Here is a 21354-nt window from a genome sequence, read left to right as displayed (position 1 = left end):
CTTTGTGAATAAAACTCTAATAATATTATATCACATGGAGGGGCGTGGCGTGGATTTAAAACAGATAGCAAAGTTTGAAAAACTGGTACAATCAAAGAAGCGGGAGATAGAAGCCTTGAGAGCTGGTATTGTCAACACACTAGACTATCAAAGCCAGAGGGTAAAACGCTCCAAAAAGAATACTACAGAAGACCAGGTTGTCAAACAGATTGAAAAGATTGAGCGACTAGAAACTGAACTAATGCAGTTACATGCTGATTACAGTGAACTATCCGCCCGTATTGATGCAATCACTGACCCAGTTGCAAGCCTGATAATGCGGTTGAAATACATAAACGGCTATTCTTGGGCAATGATTAAACGGACACTACCCTACTACTCCCAGAGTAGTCTATATGACTATCACAAGAAAGGACTGGAAGAACTTGAGTAAACAACTAGCAAAAAGAAAACTGAAAGAGTTTCATAGATGGTGCAGAGTTTCAATTTTATTTCATGAACAGATAGAGAGCTTTGACAAAATGGCAGTTTTTGAAAGAATACAGTAAAAACATGATATAATACACTTATCAGCAAACAAAAAAAGCGTACCAATTCGATACGCTAGTTCCTTGCCTGCTGAACTCATTAAAATTTGTGGACTTTTGAGATTTTTTTAGGTTGTCAAACGTTGATTTGATAACCTTTTTTCTATGTAAAATTTGTTCACCTTTATGTTCACCTTTGAGGGAAATGCAACACTTTATAAAGTTTACACTTTTTTTAAAAAACCCAGTAAAATCAACTATAATGGCGTGTAAAGCAATCAAATGCTAAAGCCAAGCGGACTATAACACAAAATGGTATAATGAAAGGTATAATGTTTGAAAGAGGAAGAGAATGGAATTACAAGAAGGAGTTAATCTTCATTTTATAGAATCAAGTAAGTTTACGACCAATAGAATTCGTGTGCGTTTTGCTGCAGCAATGAGTGAAAAAACAGTGGCAGGTCGTGTGCTACTAGCCAATTTACTAGAAATGGGAAATCAAGATTATCCAACAGCGCGTCAACTTCGAATGAAACTAGCTGCTTTATACGGGGCACATTTTTCAACCTCTGTTTCTAAGAGGGGACGAGTTCATTTTGTTGATGTGAACATCTCGTATGTGAAATCATCGTTTTTACTCAATAAGGAAGATATAACCTTAGAAATAATTGATTTTCTATATGCCTGTCTATTTCGACCGTTGACAGAAGGAAAAGCTTTCAATAAAAAAATGTTCGAAGTGGAAAAAAGAAATTTATTAAGTTTTTTAGAATCTGAGGTAGAAGATAATTTTTATCATGCGGATGTTGAAATGAGTCGTCTCTATTTTAATGATGAAGATATACAGGTGCCACGAGTTGCCAGAATTGATTTAGTACAAAAGGAGACAGCTGAATCTGTTTATGAAGCTTACAAAAGAATGCTAAAAATGGACAGAATTGATATTTTTGTTGCTGGAGATGTCAATCAATTAGAGGTTCAAAATAAATTTAAAAACTTTGACTTTACATACCGAAATCCAAAATTGGAGTTAGAGTACTCACAGGATTATTCCAATATCGTTCATGAAAAAGTGGAACGAAAAGTTGCTCAGCAATCTATTTTAGAATTAGCATATCATTTACAAGTTGTTTACAACGATGTAAACTATCCTGCATTGTTGGTTTTTAATGGTCTGTTCGGTGCCTTTTCTCATTCTAAATTATTTATGAATGTTCGGGAAAAAGAAAGTCTGGCCTATACGATTGGGAGTCAAGTAGATATTTTTTCAGGTATGTTGAAAGTATATGCTGGAATTAATCGAGAAGATCGATTGAGGACAATGAAGCTCATAAATCGTGAATTTCTTGCAATAAAACGTGGTCAAATTACAGAGGATGACTTGGAATTAACAAAAAAATCACTAACACACTCTGCAATGCTGGCTCAAGATAGACAAAATAATCTAATTGAACAGGCCTATAATGAAGTCTGCTTAGGAGAACGAAATCTAACTTGGCAACAGTGGATTGATGGTATTAATGCAGTATCGATAGACGATGTTGTAAAACTTGGAAAAGTTATTCGTTTACAGGCTATTTACTTTATGGAAGGAGTTGCTCAATGAAACTAATTGAAAAATGCTATCCGTATATGAAGGAGAGTCTTTATTATGCTAAACTTAATAATGGTTTGACAGTAACTTTACTTCCAAAAACTGATTTTAATGAGGCCTATGGAGTATTAACGACAGAATTTGGGGCCCTACATACTCAATTTAAAGCAGATGGTAAAGAAATTGTTCACTATCCCGCAGGGATTGCCCATTTTTTGGAGCATAAACTATTTGAATCAGAAGAAGATGGCGATGTGATGAATCAATTTGCCAAATTAGGTGCTAGTGCAAATGCCTATACTGGATTTCGTCAAACAAGCTATCTTTTTTCAACTACCCAAGAAGTGTTATCTTGTTTGAAATTACTGCAATCATTTGTTACTAAGCCTCATTTTACAAAAGAAAATGTAGAGCGTGAGCAAGGAATCATTGAACAAGAAATTGAAATGTACCAAGATGATGCAGATTATCGTCTTTATATGGGAATTTTAGCTTCACTCTATCCGGGAACTCCATTAGCTTATGATATTGCTGGTACTGTTGAATCAATTTCACAAATTACAGCTGATGCTTTGTATGAAAATTATTTAGCCTTCTATCGTCCAAGTAATATGCATATGTTTATTGTTGGAAATTTTATTATAGAAGAGGTGTGGGAAGAAATAATTCAAACTCAAGAGAACTCTGTGCAAGATAGTAGGTCGTTTGAAAAACTTGCCTTGACACATTTACCAATTTTAGAACATCAAACAGAGCAATTTGAGGTAGCTACTTCAAAATTAGCAATAGGGTTAAGAGGGAATGATGTTATTTCAAGTCAGGAAATTCCAAGATACCAAGTATGTTTACAATTATTATTTGCAATGTTATTTGGTTGGACTTCAAAACGCTATCAAGCCTTATATGAGGATGGAATAATTGATTCTTCGTTTCAATTTCAAATTGAGGTAAGCCCAGATTATCACTTCGTAGTCATTACAACAGATACCGAATCACCAATTCGATTATCTAGTTTAATTATGAAAGCCATTCACCAATTTGAAAATGATAAAGATATCAATCATCAACAACTTGCATTATTAAAAAATGAAATGTATGGTGATTTTATTCGAAGTTTAAATTCACTTGAATTTACTGCCAGTCACTTTGTGACTCAACTCACTGATGAGCAGACTATTTTTGATTTTCCAGAGATTATTCAGTCTGTTACACTGGAGGATGTTTTTGAGGTTGGGCGGCAGTTTATTTACAACTGTGATATGACAGATTTTACGATTTTTCCCCGATAGAATGTTGTAAAGCATCGAAATTTCCGTAGTTTTTTGTTAAAATAGAGTATTGTATACGATGAATGAATGAGAGAAGGGATTTATGAGGCAAAAAAGTATCGGTGAAGTTCTTCGATCAGCTCGAGAAAGTAGGGGCTGGAACCTAATTGATGTGCAGAGAATGACGAAAATTCAGGCTAAATATTTACAAGCATTAGAATATAATGATTTCGAATATATACCAGACAGTAACTACATAGAAAGTTTTTTGGTAACGTATGCGGATGCGCTTGAATTGGATTCTGCTGTATTACTAGATGCTTATAAAAAGAATAGTCTAGTAATCTACTATGAAGAAGGAGAAGAGGAAGAACTTTCTACGGAGTTAAAAAGACGTTATAAGTTAAGAAAAAAGAATAAAAAAGATTCTTTTCTTCCTTTGTTTTACTTGTTACTAGCAGCTGGTTTGATGATTATTTTTGTGACATTTGTGATTCATAGTCGTATGAAGCAAATTTCACTATTCTCAAATCAAAGTACATCTTATAGTGTGTCTAGACAAGTGACAAATTCATCAAGCTCAATAGCAAGTACATCAACATCAGGAAATGTTATAGAGGAGTCATCTTCAAATAGTTCTAGTTCTACTAGCAGTTCAACAACTAGCGCTTCTGAAATGATTCAGGTAACCGGATCTGGAGAAAGTATTAGTGCTACCGTATCAAAGTTTACCTATCCAATTGATATTACTGTAACTGCAGATAATACAACTAGTTGGATTAGTTTATCTAATACAACACTTTCAGGTGGCGTAACACTGACCCCTGATAACCCATCAGCAACAACAAAAATAGAGGAAGGAGTATCTTCAGCTACTCTCGTTTTAGGTGTTGTAAAAGGGGTTACTATTACAATTGGTGGTCAAAAGTTGGATACATCGGCTTTAACTACTCAGACAGGAAGTATTACCCTGTACTTTGAACAATAAAGGATGAAAAGATGAAAAAAGAAAATATTCCCAATGCATTAACAATTGGTCGGATTCTCGTTATCCCCATCTTTATTTTATTATTAACGCTTTGGAACAATGCAATCAGCCATACATTAGCTGCAATTATCTTTGCTTTAGCTAGTATTACGGACTATTTAGATGGTTATTTAGCTAGAAAATGGAAAGTTGTTACAAATTTCGGGAAGTTTGCCGATCCAATGGCGGATAAAATACTGGTAATGACAGCTTTTATTATGCTAGTTGAATTGGGATATGCCCCTGCTTGGGTTGTTGCGATTATCATTTGTAGGGAGCTTGCTGTAACTGGTTTGCGTTTACTTTTAGTTGAAAATGGTGGGACAGTCCTAGCCGCAGCAATGCCAGGGAAAATTAAAACCTTTTCTCAAATGTTTGCGGTCATTTTCCTACTCTTGCATTGGAACCTGCTTGGTCACATAACATTGTATATCGCACTTTTCTTCACCCTTTATTCAGGTTATGATTATTTCAAGGGTGCCTCATTTCTTTTCAAAGATACATTTAAATAATGGAAAATATTATCGAAGTTAAAAATCTTAAGTATAAGTACGATCAAGAAGACGAAAAATATACTTTAAACGACGTTTCGTTTCACGTGAAACAAGGAGAGTGGTTGTCCATCATTGGCCATAATGGATCAGGGAAATCAACAACTGTCCGTTTAATAGATGGCTTATTGGAAGCTGAATCTGGGGACATTTACATATCCGGCGATAAATTGACAGCTGATAATGTCTGGGAAAAACGCCGTCTAATTGGAATGGTCTTTCAAAATCCAGATAATCAATTCGTTGGGGCTACAGTAGAAGATGATGTTGCTTTTGGTTTGGAAAACCAAGGAGTTCCTCTTGAAGAAATGCGTGTTCGTGTTCAAGAAGCTTTGGAATTGGTTGACATGGCTAGTTTTAAGAAGAGAGAACCTGCTAGACTCTCTGGTGGACAAAAACAGCGTGTTGCAATAGCAGGTATCGTGGCTTTGCGTCCCAAAATTGTTATTTTGGATGAAGCAACGTCTATGTTAGATCCTGAAGGGCGTTTAGAATTAATTCGTATTGTGAAGGAAATTAAAGATGAACATAATATGACGGTTATTTCTATTACGCATGATTTAGACGAAGTTGCACTAAGTGATCGTGTGATTGTGATGAAGAATGGGCAAATTGAATCAACCAGTACCCCAGCAGAATTATTTATGAGGGATGATTTGATTGAGCTTGATTTAGAACAGCCATTTACAGCAAAATTAGCTGAAGAATTGCGCCAGGCGGGAATCGCTATTCCGCTACGCTATTTTACAGAGGAAGAATTAGAGGAAACTTTATGGGAATTCATCTCCAAAAAGTAAGCTATACCTATCAAGCTGGCACACCTTTTGAGGGGCGTGCGCTTTTCGGTGTAGATTTGGAAATTGTTGACGGTTCCTATACTGCATTGATTGGGCATACTGGTTCTGGGAAATCAACTATTTTGCAACTTTTAAATGGATTAAATATCCCCACATCTGGTAATGTGATTGTTGATGATATGGTTATCAACGCGACTTCAGATAAAAAAGGTATTAAGCAAGTAAGAAAAAAAGTTGGCTTGGTTTTTCAGTTCCCAGAAAGTCAAGTTTTTGATGAGACAGTCTTAAAAGATGTGGCATTTGGTCCACAAAATTTTGGTATTTCCCAAGAAGAGGCTGAAAAGATTGCTCGTGAAAAACTTGCACTCGTTGGTATTTCAGAAGATCTATTTGAAAGAAGTCCTTTCGAGTTATCTGGAGGTCAAATGCGCCGAGTTGCGATTGCAGGAATATTAGCCATGGAACCAAATGTTCTAGTATTGGATGAACCTACAGCAGGACTAGATCCAGCTGGACGTCAGGAATTAATGAACATCTTTAAACAGTTACACGCTAATGGCATGACCATCGTTCTGGTAACTCATTTGATGGATGATGTTGCAAATTATGCAGATTGGGTCTATGTGATGGAGAAAGGGAAGTTAATCCGTTCAGGAAAACCGAGGGATGTTTTTCAAGAGGTTGAATTTTTGGAAACAATTAAATTAGGTGTTCCAAAAATAACAAAATTTGCTGCGAATCTGGAGAGAAGGGGCTTTGTATTTGAACGCTTGCCAGTTACGATAAAAGAATTTGCCGAGGTGATGAGTCATGGATAAATTGATTTTAGGTCGGTATATTCCTGGAAATTCGATGATTCATCGTTTAGATCCGCGTAGTAAATTGTTGGCCATGTTTGCCTTTCTTTTGCTTATTTTCTGGGCAAATAATTTGATAACAAATGTTCTAATCATTGCCTTTGTGTTTGCAATCGTCCTTTTATCACAAATACGCCTATCTTTTTTTATCAATGGTTTAAAACCAATGATAGGGATTATTCTGTTTACAACCTTTTTCCAAGTTTTCTTCACACCTGGAGCAAGTGTTTTGTGGGAATTTTGGATTTTTAAGGTTTCGATTGAAGGCTTGCAGCAGGCGCTGATTATCTTCATCCGATTTGTACTCATTATTTTCTTTTCAACCTTGTTAACATTAACAACAACACCTTTGAGTCTGGCTGATGGTATTGAATCTGGTTTAGCCCCTCTGAAACGGTTGAAAGTACCTGTTCATGAAATTGGTCTAATGCTCTCGATGAGTTTACGTTTTGTACCAACCCTTATGGATGATACCACACGCATTATGAATGCACAGAGAGCACGTGGTGTGGATTTTAATGAAGGAAATCTGATTCAAAAAGTTAAATCGGTTATTCCTATTTTGATTCCACTATTTGCTTCAAGTTTCAAGAGAGCTGATGCCCTTGCTACAGCGATGGAAGCGCGTGGTTATCAAGGAGGCGAAGGAAGAACAAAATACCGAGTTTTAGAATGGAAATTGCCAGATACCTGTGCTGTTATTGTCATGATATTACTAGGTGTAACACTCTATGTACTAAAAAGTGCTTAAAATATTATCCTTTTCACCATAAAACAACTTTATTGTAATATTTGTAATAGATTTTTAAATAAAAAGCAATATTATGATAGTATGATAGGAATAGTTATAACAATAAGTAAAGGACTATTCTTTTTAATGAAAAAGAGTTTGATGTATAAAGCATTGAAAGGTGTTACTGGATTATTCACTATTCTTGCTTTGGTGTTAGTTGGTTTCATTCTAACAGGGAAGATATCTCATACACAGATTGTGAGAGCAGTATCTGATGCCCCATATACTATTAAGGATACAGTAAATAAGATTCGTAATGGTGTTCCACATACAACTGAATATATTTCAGCAAGTCCTATTTTTGAATTGGGCTATGAAACCATATTAAAGTTGAAGACTGATTCTCAACCACTTCAAGTGGAAGCTTTAGAAATTACGTTTGAAGAACCGCAAATTATTGAATCAAGTGATTTGCGAGATGAAAGTTCGACTGATACAGAATTAGGAGATGATGGAACTATCGCTACAACAGGGGACCTTCAAAGTGATATGTATGTAAGCGAAACTAGTTTGGAGTCAACAGCTATTGAGTCAGAACAAGTAATCTCACAAGTAACTCCTCATTCAGAAGTGATTCAACCTGTTTCAAATCCAATGAGAACTGCTAATCAGTCATCTGCTGGTTCAACTATTGACGATGTTTCTGCTAAAGAATGGATTGCACAAAAAGAATCTGGAGGTAGCTATACGGTTTCTAATGGAGTATACATTGGAAGATATCAGCTACATAGCGCTTATTTAAATGGAGACCATTCACCAGAAAATCAGGAGCGTGTAGCAGATGCCTATGTTTTGCAACGCTATGGTTCATGGTCAGCAGCCTACCAGTTTTGGTTAGCAAATGGATGGTATTAAGAAAATAAGTAATGCCTAGTTTTTTCTAGGCATTTTCATATTTTAAAAAAACAAATATATTTATGTAAAGAATCGTGTAAAAATATGCAGAAAATGCCAGTAAATAGCGCTTTTATAGTGTAAATTCAATGTCACTGTAATATTTGTAACATTTTTTCAAACTCAGAGTAATAGTTGAAGTGTATGATAGATAACGTAAAAGAAAGGAATGTATTTACATGATGAATATTACATTTAAACAGAACATTAAAACAACTATTTTAGGTTTGGTTGTGGGCATCGCAATTTTGAGTGCTGGTGTGGTTAGCGCTGACACTTATACTGTAAAATCAGGGGACACATTGTCAGAGATTGCTTTGACATATAACACTACCGTCGAAAAATTAGCAGAGCAAAACAAAATCACTAACCCTGATTTTATTCATGTTGGTCAAGCTATTGAGTTGGGTGAAGTGATAAAAGTCGCTACTTCAGCACAACCAGCTCAGGAGACTAAAACAACTACAACTAGCTCTTATACTTCAAACTTGAGTGCTGAAGATACCGCAGCTAAGGAGTGGATTGCACAAAAAGAGTCAGGGGGTAGCTATGATGCTCAAAATGGTATCTATATTGGTCGTTACCAATTGACAAATACGTACCTAAATGGTGATTATTCTATTGAAAACCAAGAGCGCGTAGCTGATGCTTACGTTGCCGGTCGTTACGGTTCATGGTCAGCAGCCAAAGCATTCTGGTTGGCAAATGGATGGTATTAATAATTTGTCTTTATCGAAACTCTGAAAATTAGACTACAGTCTGATTTTCAGAGTTTTTTACATTTTAAAAAGATTTAGTAGTTGTAACTAAATCTTTTCTTCATTTTATAAAGGAATTTCTTGCATTGACACAAGTGAAAAGTCTTCAAAGGTTAAAAAAATCATATAAGGAAAAATATGTTTGATCCGATTGAAATCTTTGATAGAATAAGTAGGCTGATAGTAGCGTAAAATCGTTGATAATGCTGTTCCATGGGTGCCAATCACTAGTGTCTTCCCCTGATGTCTATCAAGTAAGGTGAGGAGAGCCATAACATTTCTTTCCTGTACTTCTTGTAAAGATTCACCTCCGGGAAGATGATAGGAAAAATCAGCCCACTGCTTTTCGGTAAAACTATTAAAATCTTCAATCCAGTGAGTTGTTATTTTCCGTTCACGGAAATGTGCAATATGATATATTTCTTTCTGATGGAAGGCTGCCAGAGGTAAAATTGTGTCAATAGCTCTCTTATAAGGACTAGAATAGAAATAATCAATCTGCTCATCGCGTAAAATAGTTACAATTTGTTGACTATCTTGTAAACCTTTAGGCGAGAGTTCACGAGAAATGTCATCGTGATTGTCGTAGTTAGGTTCGGCATGTCTAATAAAATAAACTTTGGTTTTCATTCTTTTTCCCAAAAAATCTCCTGTGCAAGTCGGCGACCAGTCGGTGTAGCAGCAAGCCCGCCTTCGGCTGTTTCACGAAAGGCTGTTGGTAAGGCAGCACCTACTTGATACATAGCATTTATTACCTCATCAGCAGGAATCTTTGATTCAATACCAGCTAATGCCATATCAGCAGCTACCATAGCATAGCTAGCACCCATCGCGTTTCTCTTGACACAAGGCACTTCCACTAGGCCAGCGACAGGATCACAGATGAGACCAAGCATATTTTTGATAACAAAGCAGATAGCTTGACTAGCTTGATACGCTGTCCCGCCTGCAGCTAATGTTAGTGCGGCAGCAGACATAGCAGAAGCTGAACCAACTTCAGCTTGACACCCACCCTCTGCTCCAGAAATAGAAGCATTGTTGGCAATGACAAGACCAAAGGCACCAGCTGTAAAGAGAAAGTCAAGTTGTTGCTCTTCTGTCAACTTCAACTTGTCAATGGCAACTCCTAAAACAGCTGGTAAACATCCAGCGGAGCCAGCAGTCGGAGTGGCACAAACAAGACCCATCTTAGCGTTTAGTTCATTGACAGCCATGGCATTTCTAGCTGCTGACAGTATGGAGGTGTCGGACAGTGTCATTCCACCTTTTATATATGCGTCGAGTTTTGCTGCGTCCCCACCTGTCAATCCTGAAACAGATTTACTTTCGGAGAGACCATCAATAATAGAATTTTTCATTACTGTCAAGTTTCTTGACATGATTGTCAATATTTCGTCACGGTTCCGACCAGTTAGCTCTATTTCAGTAGCAATCATTAGTTCTGAGACGCTACCAGAAAACTGTTCTGCCTGTGAAACCAATTCTTCAATTGTATAAAACATGGCTCTCTCTTTCTAGTTAAAGAAGGTAATATTGTGCAAGTGAGGGATTTTTTCAATTTCTGGGATAGCATGTTCACATTGACGGGAGTCCACCTCAATAATCATGATGGCTTTTTCCCCTGCTTTTTCACGAGTGACATTCATTTGAGCAATATTAATATTAAATTTAGATAATATATCGGTAACTTTTGCAATCATGCCTGGGACATCTTGATGAACGATAATGATGGTTGGGGTGTTCATATTCAGATTGACAGAAAATCCATTTAGTTCCGTTACCTGAATATTTCCTCCTCCAATGGATACACCTGTTGCAGAAATAGATTTTTTCTCATTTTTTATTATGATTCGCGTAGTATTGGGATGGGGTGTATTACTCTCTTTGTTGACACGCCAGTAAACTTTGATACCACGTTCCCTCGCAATATCTAAAGAGTTAGGAATCCGTGGATCATCCGTATCCATACCTAGAATACCTGCGACCAAGGCTACGTCAGTACCATGCCCTCGGTATGTTTTAGCGAAGGAGTTGAAGAGTTGGAATTCAACTTCGGTGGGTTGCTCACCAAAGATAGATGAGACAATCTTGCCGATACGGACTGCACCTGCTGTGTGACTGGAAGAAGGTCCAATCATGACTGGTCCAATAATATCAAAGACCGATTGAAATTTTAAATTTGTCATAGTAATCCTCACGTTTTTCTTGGTTCTATTATATCAAAAATTCATTTACGAGAATATGCTTAAATGCATGGGTTTTAATATCAAAATTCTATCTATGTCCCATCTTATATGATATAATACAAATTGTTCAAATCGACCTTCAATCGTTTTGGATAAAACTAGACCCTTCAAGTCTAAGTTGAAATTGAACTCGGATTGAGTCTGAGTATCACAATTGATGGGAGAAGATTATGTCAATAGACAATTCTAAAACCCGTGTTGTTGTCGGTATGAGTGGTGGTGTGGATTCATCGGTTACAGCTTTGTTGCTTAAAGAACAAGGCTACGATGTCATCGGCATCTTCATGAAAAACTGGGACGACACGGACGAAAATGGCTTCTGTACAGCAACAGAAGATTACAAAGATGTGGCTGCGGTGGCAGACCAGATCGGTATTCCTTATTACTCTGTCAACTTTGAAAAAGAGTATTGGGACCGTGTGTTTGAATATTTCCTTGCGGAATATCGAGCTGGCCGTACACCCAATCCAGATGTCATGTGTAACAAGGAAATTAAGTTTAAAGCTTTCTTGGATTACGCCATGAATTTGGGAGCAGATTTTGTGGCGACGGGGCACTATGCTCAAGTAACACGTGATGATGATGGCACGGTTCACATGTTACGTGGGGCAGACAATGGCAAGGATCAGACCTACTTCCTTAGCCAACTATCACAGGAACAACTGCAGAAAACCATGTTTCCGCTCGGCCATTTACAAAAGCCTCAGGTAAGAGAAATAGCAGAGCGAGCAGGCTTGGCGACAGCTAAGAAAAAAGACTCGACAGGGATCTGCTTTATCGGTGAAAAGAACTTCAAAGAATTTTTAGGACAATATTTGCCAGCCCAGCCCGGTCGGATGATGACGGTAGATGGCCGTGACATGGGCGAACATGCAGGACTTATGTACTATACGATTGGTCAGCGGGGCGGGCTTGGTATCGGCGGACAAATCGGTGGGGACAATGAGCCTTGGTTTGTTGTCGGAAAAGATCTGTCGAAAAATATCCTTTATGTCGGTCAAGGTTTCTATCATGAGTCGTTGATGTCAACATCTTTACAGGCTAGTCAAGTTCACTTTACACGTGATATGCCGGAAGAATTCACGCTGGAATGCACAGCTAAGTTCCGCTATCGTCAACCAGATAGTCAAGTAACTATCAAGGTAAAAGGTGACAAGGCAGAAGTTATCTTTGCAGAGCCACAACGGGCCATCACACCAGGACAAGCCGTTGTTTTCTATGACGGACAAGAATGTCTTGGCGGTGGTATGATTGATATGGCTTACAGGGACGGGGAAGCTTGTCAGTATATTTAGTTGACAGGTTTGTAAAAGAGGAGAAGATGCGTGTTGTAGTTATTCAAGCTAGTACAAGAACAGAGATCAACCAGCACTTGTTTAATACAGTTTGTGAAGCTGTGGGTGGACAACATCAAGTTGTCAATCTAGGCATATTTACAGAAGAAATAGAAAACTACTCCTATGTGGAAGTGGCTGTTATGATTAGTTTGTTGATTGAAACAGGTGCAGCTGACTTTATTGTAACAGGGTGTTCTTCTGGTCAAGGAATGATGATGGCTTGCAATAGTTTACCAGGTTTACGTTGTGAATTTGTTCAAACACCTCAGGATGCCTATCTATTTGGTCGGATTAACAACGGTAATGTAGTTTCTTTGCCACTAGGCTTAAATTTTGGTTGGTCTGGCGAGTTGAATTTGCGTTATACCTTGGAAAAATTATTTGATGGAGAATTTAATACAGGCTATCCAGTTCAAGATGCTGAACGTAAAAATAAGGAAGCAACTGAATTAGTGCATCTTTATCAGTTGACAACACGCTCTTTTTTGGAAATTTTACCAAACTTTGATGAGCACCTATTGACTAAATTTTTAAGAAGAAAAACGTTTGTCGATTATATTTATCAAAACGGGACGAATAAACTCCTTTTAGAAAAGTTAACGGCTTATAAGGTTTGAACTTTAGAAGCAGATTTGATACAATATTTCTAACAAGAACTATGATGGTCAAAGCTCATGGGAATTGTAGGCTTTTTTGTCCTACAGTTTTCGAGAGTTTTGGCTATTTTTTGTGAGAATAGGAGGAACCATGTCTGTCAAACTGATTGCCCATGTTTTACTGACTGTTGCAGACAGCCACATGATTATTCAGCGTTCGCAAATTAAGCGTGGTAAGCCCAATGTTTTTCCTCAATATTGGGACATTCCAGGTGGTCGTGTTGAGGAGAATGAATTACCCCGTGATGCTGTTGTTCGAGAATGCTATGAAGAAACAGGCATTTTGATAGCTAAGGAAAATCTGACCATTATCCATGAAGATAGTCAGTTTGACGAGGAGAAACAGACGGTGTTTACAAGGCTGGTCTATGAAGTGACACTTCCGGAACAGCCCAAAACAATTCTTCTTGATCCAGAAGAGCATACTGATTTTCTATGGATTACTAGCCGCGATGAAAACAAGAAAAACTTAGTACCATATCTCGATGAAATTTTAGAAAAGAGAAGGAATAATGGATTTTAGGACCAGAATTGACAATCAGATTTTTGGTATTCGGGCGACTGCATTGATTATAAAAGATGGGAAAATATTTCTCACGAAGGACTCTAAGGGGCGCTATTATACCATTGGCGGTGCTATTGCGGTCAATGAGGTGGCGGCAGATGCGGTTGTTCGAGAAGTAAAAGAAGAATTAGGGGTTGACAGCTGTGTCAATCAACTGGCTTTTGTTGTCGAAAATCAGTTTACACAGGAAGGCATACACTTTCACAACATCGAGTTTCATTTTGTCGTTGATCTTATTGGAGAAATGCCTGATGAAATGATAGAAGGCAAGTTGAAGCAACCTTGTGAATGGATTGAAATTGACAACCTTGTAAACCTAGATGTTGTACCAGCTTTTCTGGCTCGAGAATTGCCAAACTGGGATGGACAAGTCAAACATATCATGAATGTAAAGGAGAAATAAATATGACACACACATTTGCAGAAAATTATGATGTCATCGTAATTGGAGCGGGGCATGCGGGTGTAGAAGCGGGTTTGGCAGCCAGTCGGATGGGTTGTAAGACCTTGCTTGCGACGATTAACTTGGATATGGTGGCATTTATGCCCTGTAATCCATCTATTGGTGGCTCAGCCAAGGGCATTGTGGTACGGGAAATTGATGCTTTAGGTGGTGAAATGGGCCGAAACATTGACAAAACCTATATTCAGATGAAAATGCTCAATACCGGAAAGGGACCAGCTGTTCGTGCTTTACGGGCTCAGGCTGATAAGGCAGAATATGCAGCGGAAATGAAGCGGACGGTGGAGCGTCAAGAAAATTTGACCCTGCGTCAAACCATGATTGATGAGATTTTGGTCGAAGACGGTAAGGTTGTAGGTGTTCGTACTGCTACTGATCAGAAATATTCAGCAACAGCAGTCGTGGTAACGACTGGTACAGCCCTACGTGGTGAAATCATCATTGGAGATCTCAAGTATTCATCAGGACCTAACAATAGCCTAGCTTCTATCACGCTGGCGGATAATCTGAAAGAATTGGGACTTGAAATTGGTCGTTTCAAGACAGGGACACCACCACGTGTGAATGCTCGTACTATAAACTACGAGGAGACAGAAATTCAACCAGGTGATGAAAAACCAAACCATTTTTCATTCTTGTCAAAGGATGAGGATTATTTACAAGACCAAATTCCTTGTTGGTTGACCTATACCAATGCGACTAGCCATGAGATTATCAACAGTAATCTTCACCGAGCACCCATGTTTTCAGGTATTGTCAAGGGGATTGGTCCCCGTTATTGTCCATCTATCGAGGACAAGATTGTACGTTTTGCCGACAAGGAGCGCCACCAGCTTTTCTTAGAGCCAGAAGGTCGTCACACAGATGAAATTTATGCCCAAGGGTTGTCGACTAGTTTGCCTGAGGATGTTCAAAGAGAGTTGATTCATTCGATCAAGGGATTGGAAAATGCTCAAATGATGCGAACAGGTTATGCAATTGAGTATGACATGGTTATGCCTCATCAGTTGCGCGCTACATTGGAAACCAAAAAGATTTCAGGGCTGTTTACAGCAGGACAAACAAACGGAACATCAGGCTACGAAGAGGCAGCAGGCCAAGGGATTATTGCTGGTATTAATGCGGCCCTCAAGGTACAGGATAAACCAGAATTGATTTTGAAACGAAGCGATGGCTATATTGGGGTCATGATTGATGACCTAGTGACTAAGGGAACTGTCGAGCCTTATCGTCTCTTGACCAGTCGGGCTGAATACCGCTTGATTTTGCGTCATGATAATGCCGATATGCGCTTGACAGAAATCGGTCGTCAGGTTGGACTGGTAGACGATGAACGCTGGCATGTCTTCCAAATCCACAAAAATCAATTTGATAACGAAATGAAACGTTTAGAGTCTATCAAACTCAAGCCAGTCAAAGAAACCAATGAAAAAGTTGTTGCAATGGGCTTTAAACCTTTAACTGATGCACTGACTGCAAAGGAATTCATGCGTCGCCCTGATGTAACGTATGCTGATGTTGTTGCATTTATTGGCCCTGCGGCAGAGGACTTAGATGCAAAAACAATTGAGTTGATTGAAACGGAAGTCAAGTATGAGGGATACATTGCTAAGGCCATGGATCAAGTTGATAAGATGAAACGCATGGAAGAAAAACGAATTCCAGCAGATATAGACTGGGATGATATTGATTCGATTGCAACCGAGGCTCGTCAAAAATTTAAGCTGATTTCCCCAGAAACAATTGGACAGGCAAGTCGGATTTCAGGCGTCAATCCCGCAGATATTTCCATCCTAATGGTATATTTAGAAGGACGCAGTCGCTCTATTGCGAAAAATAAGAAGAAAGATAGCCTTTAGTGCTTATCTTTTTCTTTTAAGCAGGTGGTACCAAAACTAGAATTTTCTTGCATTTTATGGTAAAATGGCAGGCAGAGGTTAATGATGAAAAAGTTTCGTTTTTCGACAATTCATTTTGTCATGATAGGTGTGATATTATTTGGTTTGGTTGCACTTCTCCATCGAATGTTTCCAATGGGCATCGTTACGGTTTTTGCGCTCTTCTTAAGTCTCGTCTTACTCGTATCTTTATTTGTATACCAGAAGTATTCATATGAATTTAGTGAGTTGGAGCAGATTGAGTATTTAAATACTCAGGCAAATTCTGGATTAATGAAGCTGTTAGATAAAATGCCAATCGGTGTCATTAAAGTAAAAACTGACAGTAATCAGGTTGAATGGTTTAATCCATTTGCAGAATTAATATTTGCAAAAGAAAATGGGGAGTTTGATGAAAAAAAACTCCGAGAAATCATTGATGTGGGATTGGATGAAGAGCGGACCTATGCAAATTTTTCAGGCAAAAGGTACACTGTAAATGTTGACTTTGATCAAGGATTGTTCTATTTTTTTGATGCATCCACAGAATACATAGCAACAAATAGCTTAATTGGCAGCAGACCGGTTATTGGCATTATTTCTGTTGACAACTATGATGAGTTAGAAAATTCAGTGACCGACTTTCAGATTAGCCAAGTAAATTCATTCTTAGCTCAATTTGTTTCAGATTTTTGCCACGAGTACGGTATTTATTACCGCCGTGGAACGATGGATCGATTTTATTTCTTTACAGATTATGCAGTTCTAGAGAAATTGATTCAGAATAAATTCTCAGTTATTGATAAGTTCCGAAAAGAAGCAAAAAAATTGGAGTTGGGTTTGACTTTAAGTATGGGGATTGCTTTTGGTAATGAGAATCATCATCAAATAGGACAAGCAGCACTTCAAAATTTAAATATGGCTGAAGTTCGTGGTGGGGACCAAGTTGTTGTCAAGGAAAATGATGAAAGCAAGCAGCCACTGTTCTTCGGAGGCGGTTCAGCTTCGTCAGTCAAACGAACACGAACACGGACACGGGCCATGATGACGGCTGTATCCGACAAACTGAAATCAGTAGATGCCGTTTTTGTTGTAGGACATCGTAATTTAGACATGGATGCGCTCGGCTCAGCAGTAGGGATGCAATATTTTGCACAAAATATTATGAATAATGCCTATACCGTGTATAATCCAGATGAAATGGCACCGGATATTGAACGTGCTGTGAAGAAATTGTCGGAAGAAAATTGCTCTAATTTAATCACGATTGATGAAGCACTGAAATTAGTCACTTATGAGTCCTTACTCATTATGGTAGACCATTCTAAGATTGGATTGACCTTGTCACAAAAACTATTTGAGAAGTTTAATCAAGTGGTTGTTGTGGATCACCATCGTAGGGATACGGATTTTCCAGATAATGCGATTCTGACCTATATCGAAAGTGGAGCAAGCTCTGCAAGTGAGTTGGTAACGGAGCTCATTCAGTTCCAGAATGATAAACACCATAAGTTAAATAGACTTCAATCAAGCCTTTTGATGGCGGGGATTATGCTGGATACCAAGAATTTCACGTCACGCGTGACCAGTCGTACATTTGACGTAGCTAGTTATTTACGTACACGTGGCAGTGATAGTTTGGAAATTCAACAAATTTCTGCGACAGACTTTGAAGAATATCGTCAGATTAATGAGTTAATTTTACGAGGGCAAAAAGTTGAACCACATGTGGTCGTTGTTTGTGCTGATGAGACGAAAGACTATGACAATATAATCCCAAGTAAAGCAGCCGATACTATTTTAGATATGGCAGGGATTGAAGCAGTATTTGTACTCACAAAAAATATCAAAGGCTATGTGGCAATTTCTGCGAGAAGTCACAGCAAAGTCAATGTTCAACGGATTATGGAAGAAATGGGCGGAGGCGGTCACTTTAATTTAGCTGCTGCCCAAGTGTATGATCAAACGATAGAAGAGGTTTGTGAAACACTCACTACGATAATACGGGAAGAAATAAAAGACAGTTAAGGAGTTAGAAGATGAAAGTAATTTTTTTAGCAGATGTTAAAGGACAAGGAAAAAAGGGCGAAATCAAGGAAGTTCCAACCGGTTATGCTCAAAATTTCTTGATCAAAAAAAACTTGGCAAAAGAAGCTACAAATCAAGCAATTAGCGCACTTCGTGGCCAAGAAAAATCAAAAGAAAAAGCTCATGCGGAGATGATGGCAGAGGCTGAAAGTATTAAAGCTAAATTGGCTGAAGAAACGACCTTGGTGACCTTTGTTGAAAAAGTTGGTCCAGATGGGCGTACATTTGGTTCTATTACGAGCAAGAAAATTGCAGAAGAATTGGATAAACAATTTGGAATCAAGATTGACAAACGTCATATTCAATTAGATCACCCTATTCGTGCGATTGGTTTGATTGAAGTTCCTGTTAAAATTTATCAGGATGTAACAGGTCTTATTCAATTGAACATCAAAGAAGCCTAGGACACTACTTAGCCAGTGAGGAGGTGAGGTCTTGGCAGAGTTAGAAGAATTACGAGTACAACCTCAGGATATTTTAGCGGAGCAGTCCGTTTTAGGCGCGATTTTTCTTGATGAAGGAAAGCTTGTTTTTGTCCGTGAGTATATTGAGGCGGAAGACTTTTTCAAACATGCCCACAAGTTAATTTTTAAAGCGATGATTGCCCTTTCTGACAGGAATGAGGCAATTGATGCGACAACCATGCGCAACTATCTTGTCAACCATGGTGATTTGGAAAATATTGGTGGCTTGGCTTATTTGGCGGAAGTCATCAGTTCTGTACCGACCGCAGCCAATGCGGAATTCTATGCCAAGATTGTTGCGGAGAAATCGAATCTTCGTAAGTTGATTGCCCGTTTGACGGATGCAGTCAATCAAGCCTATGAAGGAGCTGATGGCTCAGATGACATTATTGCTAATGCTGAAAAAGCTTTAATTGATGTCAGTCAGGGAGCAAGTCGGAGTGGGTTTAAGAGAATTGACGACGTTCTAAATATCAACTTTGATAACTTAGAAACACGCGCCAAACAGACATCCGATATTACAGGTATCGCGACTGGCTATCCTGCTCTTGATGCTATGACAACGGGCTTGCATGAGGAAGAGTTGATTATTCTTGCGGCTCGTCCTGCGGTTGGTAAAACGGCATTTGCTCTCAATATTGCACAAAATATCGGTACAAAACTGGGTTTGACAGTTGCTATCTTCTCTCTGGAGATGGGTGCAGAAAGCTTGGTTGACCGTATGCTCGCTTCTGAGGGAGTTATCAACTCGAGGGCTATTCGTACGGGTCACCTAACGCAGGAGGAATGGAACAAGTACATGGTGGCTCAAGCTAATTTGGCTCGAGCAAGTATCTACATTGATGATACTCCAGGTATCAAGATTACCGAAATTCGCTCGCGTTCTCGTAAATTGGCGCAGGAGACTGGGAATTTGGGTTTGATTTTGATTGACTATCTCCAATTGATTACTGGAACCGGTCGAGAAAACCGTCAACAAGAAGTTTCAGAGATTTCTCGACAATTGAAAATTCTAGCCAAGGAATTAAAAGTTCCAGTTATTGCTCTAAGCCAGTTGTCTCGTGGTGTGGAGCAACGTCAAGATAAACGTCCTGTATTGTCTGATATCCGTGAGTCAGGGTCTATTGAGCAGGATGCGGATATCGTTGCCTTCTTGTATCGTGATGATTATTATGAACGCGGAGAGCAAGAAGATGGTGGCATTCCAAACAATACGGTTGAAGTTATCATAGAAAAAAACCGTTCCGGTGCGCGTGGTACTGTGGAACTAATGTTCCAAAAAGAATATAATAAATTTGCAAGTATTTCCAAGAGAGAGGATGGATAGAGAATGAGTGATGCATTTACAGATGTTGCCAAGATGAAGCAAATCAAGCAAGATATCAAAGAGCATGAGGGTCAAGTTGTTGAATTAACCCTTGAAAATGGTCGGAAGCGAGAAAAGAATAAACAAGGACGTATTATAGAGGTTTATCAGTCTCTCTTTATCGTTGAATTTCAAGATCCCAACAATACCTTCGTAGAATCTTATACTTACTCAGACATTTTGACAGAAAAAATATTGATTCATTATTTGGATTAATCGCTATATAAGGCTTTACAGAGCCTTTTTTTTGTGCTATACTAATCTTTGTGCGAAATAACAGCAGGGCAAAATGAAGCTCGTCAACAGAAGGTCAGCAAGAAGAGTAATCGTTGCTGTTTCGATGAAGGCCTCCTGCACGAATCAGGTTTGCTTAAAACGTTATTTCCTACAATAATAATTATTTTAGGAGGACATAACAAATGTCACGTTATACAGGACCATCTTGGAAACAAGCTCGTCGTCTTGGCTTGTCATTGACAGGTACAGGTAAAGAATTGGCACGTCGTAACTACGTACCAGGTCAGCACGGACCAAACAACCGTTCTAAATTGTCAGAATACGGTTTGCAATTGGCTGAAAAACAAAAATTGCGTTTCTCTTACGGTTTAGGTGAAAAACAATTCCGTAACTTGTTCGTACAAGCTACTAAAATCAAACAAGGTACAGTTGGTTTCAACTTCATGCTCCTTTTGGAACGTCGTTTGGACAACGTTGTTTACCGTCTTGGTTTGGCAACTACTCGTCGTCAAGCTCGTCAATTTGTAAACCACGGTCATATCCTTGTTGATGGTAAACGTGTTGATATCCCATCATTCCGCGTTGAAGTTGGTCAAGTAATCTCAGTTCGTGAAAAATCATTGAACGTTCCAGCTATCCGCGAAGCAGTTGAAGCAACTCTTGGTCGTCCAGCTTTCGTATCATTCGATGCTGACAAACTTGAAGGTTCATTAACTCGCTTGCCAGAACGCGATGAAATCAACCCAGAAATCAACGAAGCCCTTGTCGTAGAATTCTACAACAAAATTCTTTAATTCTTACATTAAACACTTTAAAAGCCTATTTAATAGGCTCTTTGTCAACTGTAGTGGGTAGATGAAAAGCTAACACCTAGAGAGGACGAACTTCGCTCTCTCTTTCTTTATGTTCAAAGCAATCAAAATCCGTTTTTTAAAGTTTTCAAAGTTCCTGAAACCAAAGGCATTTCTCTTAATGACTTTGATGAGATT

The 21354-nt window shown here is 38.5% G+C and carries 24 protein-coding genes; 20 read left to right on the top strand and 4 right to left on the bottom strand.

Going from position 1 to position 21354, the window contains the following annotated elements:
* Positions 1-49: 49 nt before the first annotated feature.
* The 10 genes from ACPC58_RS07285 (at position 50) to ACPC58_RS07240 (ending at position 9027) form a co-directional block, all read left to right on the top strand.
* The gene (locus tag ACPC58_RS07285; protein WP_434065644.1) at positions 50-433 is read left to right on the top strand and encodes a hypothetical protein; all 384 of its coding nucleotides are present in this window, start codon (positions 50-52) and stop codon (positions 431-433) included.
* A 446-nt stretch (positions 434-879) separates the two neighbouring features.
* A complete protein-coding gene (gene yfmF / locus ACPC58_RS07280; protein ID WP_434065643.1) occupies positions 880-2133 on the top strand; it encodes an EF-P 5-aminopentanol modification-associated protein YfmF in 1254 nt (417 codons plus the stop codon).
* On the top strand, positions 2130-3410 hold the full coding sequence (gene yfmH, locus ACPC58_RS07275) for an EF-P 5-aminopentanol modification-associated protein YfmH (RefSeq protein ID WP_172025642.1): 1281 nt from the start codon (positions 2130-2132) through the stop codon (positions 3408-3410). Before yfmF ends, yfmH begins: the two co-directional genes overlap by 4 nt.
* Before the next feature lie 82 nt (positions 3411-3492).
* The gene (gene rodZ / locus ACPC58_RS07270) at positions 3493-4377 is read left to right on the top strand and encodes a cytoskeleton protein RodZ (protein WP_130554901.1); all 885 of its coding nucleotides are present in this window, start codon (positions 3493-3495) and stop codon (positions 4375-4377) included.
* An 11-nt stretch (positions 4378-4388) separates the two neighbouring features.
* Positions 4389-4928 carry a CDP-diacylglycerol--glycerol-3-phosphate 3-phosphatidyltransferase gene (gene pgsA / locus ACPC58_RS07265; protein WP_130554900.1) on the top strand — a complete coding sequence of 180 codons (540 nt, stop codon included), beginning with the start codon at positions 4389-4391 and terminating at the stop codon, positions 4926-4928.
* Positions 4928-5764 carry an energy-coupling factor ABC transporter ATP-binding protein gene (locus ACPC58_RS07260; RefSeq protein ID WP_277844877.1) on the top strand — a complete coding sequence of 279 codons (837 nt, stop codon included), beginning with the start codon at positions 4928-4930 and terminating at the stop codon, positions 5762-5764. The genes pgsA and ACPC58_RS07260 overlap by 1 nt, the downstream gene beginning before the upstream one ends.
* The gene (locus tag ACPC58_RS07255; protein WP_434065642.1) at positions 5740-6582 is read left to right on the top strand and encodes an energy-coupling factor transporter ATPase; all 843 of its coding nucleotides are present in this window, start codon (positions 5740-5742) and stop codon (positions 6580-6582) included. Before ACPC58_RS07260 ends, ACPC58_RS07255 begins: the two co-directional genes overlap by 25 nt.
* Positions 6575-7372: an energy-coupling factor transporter transmembrane component T family protein gene (locus ACPC58_RS07250; protein ID WP_434065641.1), complete on the top strand. Its 798-nt coding sequence runs from the start codon at positions 6575-6577 to the stop codon at positions 7370-7372. The genes ACPC58_RS07255 and ACPC58_RS07250 overlap by 8 nt, the downstream gene beginning before the upstream one ends.
* A gap of 141 nt (positions 7373-7513) precedes the next feature.
* Entirely contained in the window at positions 7514-8269 is a 756-nt protein-coding gene (locus ACPC58_RS07245) for a hypothetical protein (RefSeq protein WP_434065640.1), read from the top strand.
* Between the two features lie 218 nt (positions 8270-8487).
* The gene (locus ACPC58_RS07240; protein WP_434065639.1) at positions 8488-9027 is read left to right on the top strand and encodes a LysM peptidoglycan-binding domain-containing protein; all 540 of its coding nucleotides are present in this window, start codon (positions 8488-8490) and stop codon (positions 9025-9027) included.
* A gap of 105 nt (positions 9028-9132) precedes the next feature.
* Here the strand turns inward: ACPC58_RS07240 and ACPC58_RS07235 are convergent, their stop codons facing one another.
* The 3 genes from ACPC58_RS07235 to sdaAB are packed head-to-tail and all read right to left on the bottom strand — an operon-like array spanning position 9133 to position 11252.
* Positions 9133-9696 carry a histidine phosphatase family protein gene (locus ACPC58_RS07235; protein ID WP_434065663.1) on the bottom strand — a complete coding sequence of 188 codons (564 nt, stop codon included), beginning with the start codon at positions 9694-9696 and terminating at the stop codon, positions 9133-9135.
* Positions 9693-10568, bottom strand: coding sequence for an L-serine ammonia-lyase, iron-sulfur-dependent, subunit alpha (sdaAA, locus tag ACPC58_RS07230; protein ID WP_434065638.1), 876 nt, complete (start codon positions 10566-10568; stop codon positions 9693-9695). Before sdaAA ends, ACPC58_RS07235 begins: the two co-directional genes overlap by 4 nt.
* A gap of 12 nt (positions 10569-10580) precedes the next feature.
* A complete protein-coding gene (gene sdaAB, locus ACPC58_RS07225; RefSeq protein ID WP_289647054.1) occupies positions 10581-11252 on the bottom strand; it encodes an L-serine ammonia-lyase, iron-sulfur-dependent subunit beta in 672 nt (223 codons plus the stop codon).
* 230 nt (positions 11253-11482) lie between these two features.
* Between sdaAB and mnmA the strand changes: the two genes are divergently transcribed.
* The 10 genes from mnmA to rpsD all read left to right on the top strand — a co-directional run bounded on the left by mnmA (position 11483) and on the right by rpsD (position 21159).
* Entirely contained in the window at positions 11483-12607 is a 1125-nt protein-coding gene (gene mnmA, locus ACPC58_RS07220) for a tRNA 2-thiouridine(34) synthase MnmA (protein WP_434065637.1), read from the top strand.
* Positions 12608-12633: 26 nt separating this feature from the next.
* On the top strand, positions 12634-13266 hold the full coding sequence (locus ACPC58_RS07215; RefSeq protein WP_130555116.1) for an RpiB/LacA/LacB family sugar-phosphate isomerase: 633 nt from the start codon (positions 12634-12636) through the stop codon (positions 13264-13266).
* Positions 13267-13396: 130 nt separating this feature from the next.
* Positions 13397-13828 (top strand): NUDIX hydrolase, encoded by a 432-nt coding sequence (locus tag ACPC58_RS07210; protein ID WP_434065636.1) that lies wholly within the window; start codon positions 13397-13399, stop codon positions 13826-13828.
* On the top strand, positions 13818-14273 hold the full coding sequence (locus tag ACPC58_RS07205) for an NUDIX hydrolase (RefSeq protein WP_130555114.1): 456 nt from the start codon (positions 13818-13820) through the stop codon (positions 14271-14273). Before ACPC58_RS07210 ends, ACPC58_RS07205 begins: the two co-directional genes overlap by 11 nt.
* 2 nt (positions 14274-14275) lie before the next feature.
* Positions 14276-16192 carry a tRNA uridine-5-carboxymethylaminomethyl(34) synthesis enzyme MnmG gene (mnmG, locus tag ACPC58_RS07200; RefSeq protein WP_434065635.1) on the top strand — a complete coding sequence of 639 codons (1917 nt, stop codon included), beginning with the start codon at positions 14276-14278 and terminating at the stop codon, positions 16190-16192.
* An 84-nt stretch (positions 16193-16276) separates the two neighbouring features.
* Positions 16277-18238, top strand: coding sequence for a DHH family phosphoesterase (locus ACPC58_RS07195; RefSeq protein WP_217375208.1), 1962 nt, complete (start codon positions 16277-16279; stop codon positions 18236-18238).
* An 11-nt stretch (positions 18239-18249) separates the two neighbouring features.
* The gene (gene rplI, locus ACPC58_RS07190) at positions 18250-18702 is read left to right on the top strand and encodes a 50S ribosomal protein L9 (protein ID WP_217374422.1); all 453 of its coding nucleotides are present in this window, start codon (positions 18250-18252) and stop codon (positions 18700-18702) included.
* Between the two features lie 31 nt (positions 18703-18733).
* A complete protein-coding gene (gene dnaB, locus ACPC58_RS07185) occupies positions 18734-20089 on the top strand; it encodes a replicative DNA helicase (RefSeq protein ID WP_217374421.1) in 1356 nt (451 codons plus the stop codon).
* 3 nt (positions 20090-20092) lie between these two features.
* Positions 20093-20344 (top strand): Veg family protein, encoded by a 252-nt coding sequence (locus ACPC58_RS07180; RefSeq protein ID WP_217374420.1) that lies wholly within the window; start codon positions 20093-20095, stop codon positions 20342-20344.
* A gap of 203 nt (positions 20345-20547) precedes the next feature.
* Positions 20548-21159 (top strand): 30S ribosomal protein S4, encoded by a 612-nt coding sequence (rpsD, locus tag ACPC58_RS07175; protein WP_217374418.1) that lies wholly within the window; start codon positions 20548-20550, stop codon positions 21157-21159.
* A gap of 69 nt (positions 21160-21228) precedes the next feature.
* On the opposite strand, the gene ACPC58_RS07170 is transcribed toward rpsD, so the two are convergent.
* On the bottom strand, positions 21229-21354 hold a 126-nt coding region (locus ACPC58_RS07170; protein ID WP_434065662.1), incomplete at its 5' end, for a transposase.

Source organism: Streptococcus sp. VTCC 12905 (genome assembly GCF_049893385.1).
Taxonomy (GTDB): domain Bacteria; phylum Bacillota; class Bacilli; order Lactobacillales; family Streptococcaceae; genus Streptococcus; species Streptococcus suis_AA.
This window is presented reverse-complemented; position numbering and strand designations above follow the sequence as displayed.

Excerpts from the sequence above, each read along its gene's own strand:
- rplI (WP_217374422.1), top strand. The coding sequence starts at position 18,250 with ATGAAAGTAATTTTTTTAGCAGATGTTAAAGGACAAGGAAAAAAGGGC.
- ACPC58_RS07250 (WP_434065641.1), top strand. The coding sequence starts at position 6,575 with ATGGATAAATTGATTTTAGGTCGGTATATTCCTGGAAATTCGATGATT.
- ACPC58_RS07215 (WP_130555116.1), top strand. The coding sequence starts at position 12,634 with ATGCGTGTTGTAGTTATTCAAGCTAGTACAAGAACAGAGATCAACCAG.
- ACPC58_RS07245 (WP_434065640.1), top strand. The coding sequence starts at position 7,514 with ATGTATAAAGCATTGAAAGGTGTTACTGGATTATTCACTATTCTTGCT.
- ACPC58_RS07240 (WP_434065639.1), top strand. The coding sequence starts at position 8,488 with ATGATGAATATTACATTTAAACAGAACATTAAAACAACTATTTTAGGT.
- sdaAB (WP_289647054.1), bottom strand. The coding sequence starts at position 11,252 with ATGACAAATTTAAAATTTCAATCGGTCTTTGATATTATTGGACCAGTC.
- yfmF (WP_434065643.1), top strand. The coding sequence starts at position 880 with ATGGAATTACAAGAAGGAGTTAATCTTCATTTTATAGAATCAAGTAAG.
- ACPC58_RS07180 (WP_217374420.1), top strand. The coding sequence starts at position 20,093 with ATGAGTGATGCATTTACAGATGTTGCCAAGATGAAGCAAATCAAGCAA.
- rpsD (WP_217374418.1), top strand. The coding sequence starts at position 20,548 with ATGTCACGTTATACAGGACCATCTTGGAAACAAGCTCGTCGTCTTGGC.
- pgsA (WP_130554900.1), top strand. The coding sequence starts at position 4,389 with ATGAAAAAAGAAAATATTCCCAATGCATTAACAATTGGTCGGATTCTC.
- mnmG (WP_434065635.1), top strand. The coding sequence starts at position 14,276 with ATGACACACACATTTGCAGAAAATTATGATGTCATCGTAATTGGAGCG.
- ACPC58_RS07255 (WP_434065642.1), top strand. The coding sequence starts at position 5,740 with ATGGGAATTCATCTCCAAAAAGTAAGCTATACCTATCAAGCTGGCACA.
- yfmH (WP_172025642.1), top strand. The coding sequence starts at position 2,130 with ATGAAACTAATTGAAAAATGCTATCCGTATATGAAGGAGAGTCTTTAT.
- ACPC58_RS07235 (WP_434065663.1), bottom strand. The coding sequence starts at position 9,696 with ATGAAAACCAAAGTTTATTTTATTAGACATGCCGAACCTAACTACGAC.
- rodZ (WP_130554901.1), top strand. The coding sequence starts at position 3,493 with ATGAGGCAAAAAAGTATCGGTGAAGTTCTTCGATCAGCTCGAGAAAGT.
- mnmA (WP_434065637.1), top strand. The coding sequence starts at position 11,483 with ATGTCAATAGACAATTCTAAAACCCGTGTTGTTGTCGGTATGAGTGGT.
- ACPC58_RS07260 (WP_277844877.1), top strand. The coding sequence starts at position 4,928 with ATGGAAAATATTATCGAAGTTAAAAATCTTAAGTATAAGTACGATCAA.
- ACPC58_RS07205 (WP_130555114.1), top strand. The coding sequence starts at position 13,818 with ATGGATTTTAGGACCAGAATTGACAATCAGATTTTTGGTATTCGGGCG.
- ACPC58_RS07210 (WP_434065636.1), top strand. The coding sequence starts at position 13,397 with ATGTCTGTCAAACTGATTGCCCATGTTTTACTGACTGTTGCAGACAGC.
- sdaAA (WP_434065638.1), bottom strand. The coding sequence starts at position 10,568 with ATGTTTTATACAATTGAAGAATTGGTTTCACAGGCAGAACAGTTTTCT.
- ACPC58_RS07195 (WP_217375208.1), top strand. The coding sequence starts at position 16,277 with ATGAAAAAGTTTCGTTTTTCGACAATTCATTTTGTCATGATAGGTGTG.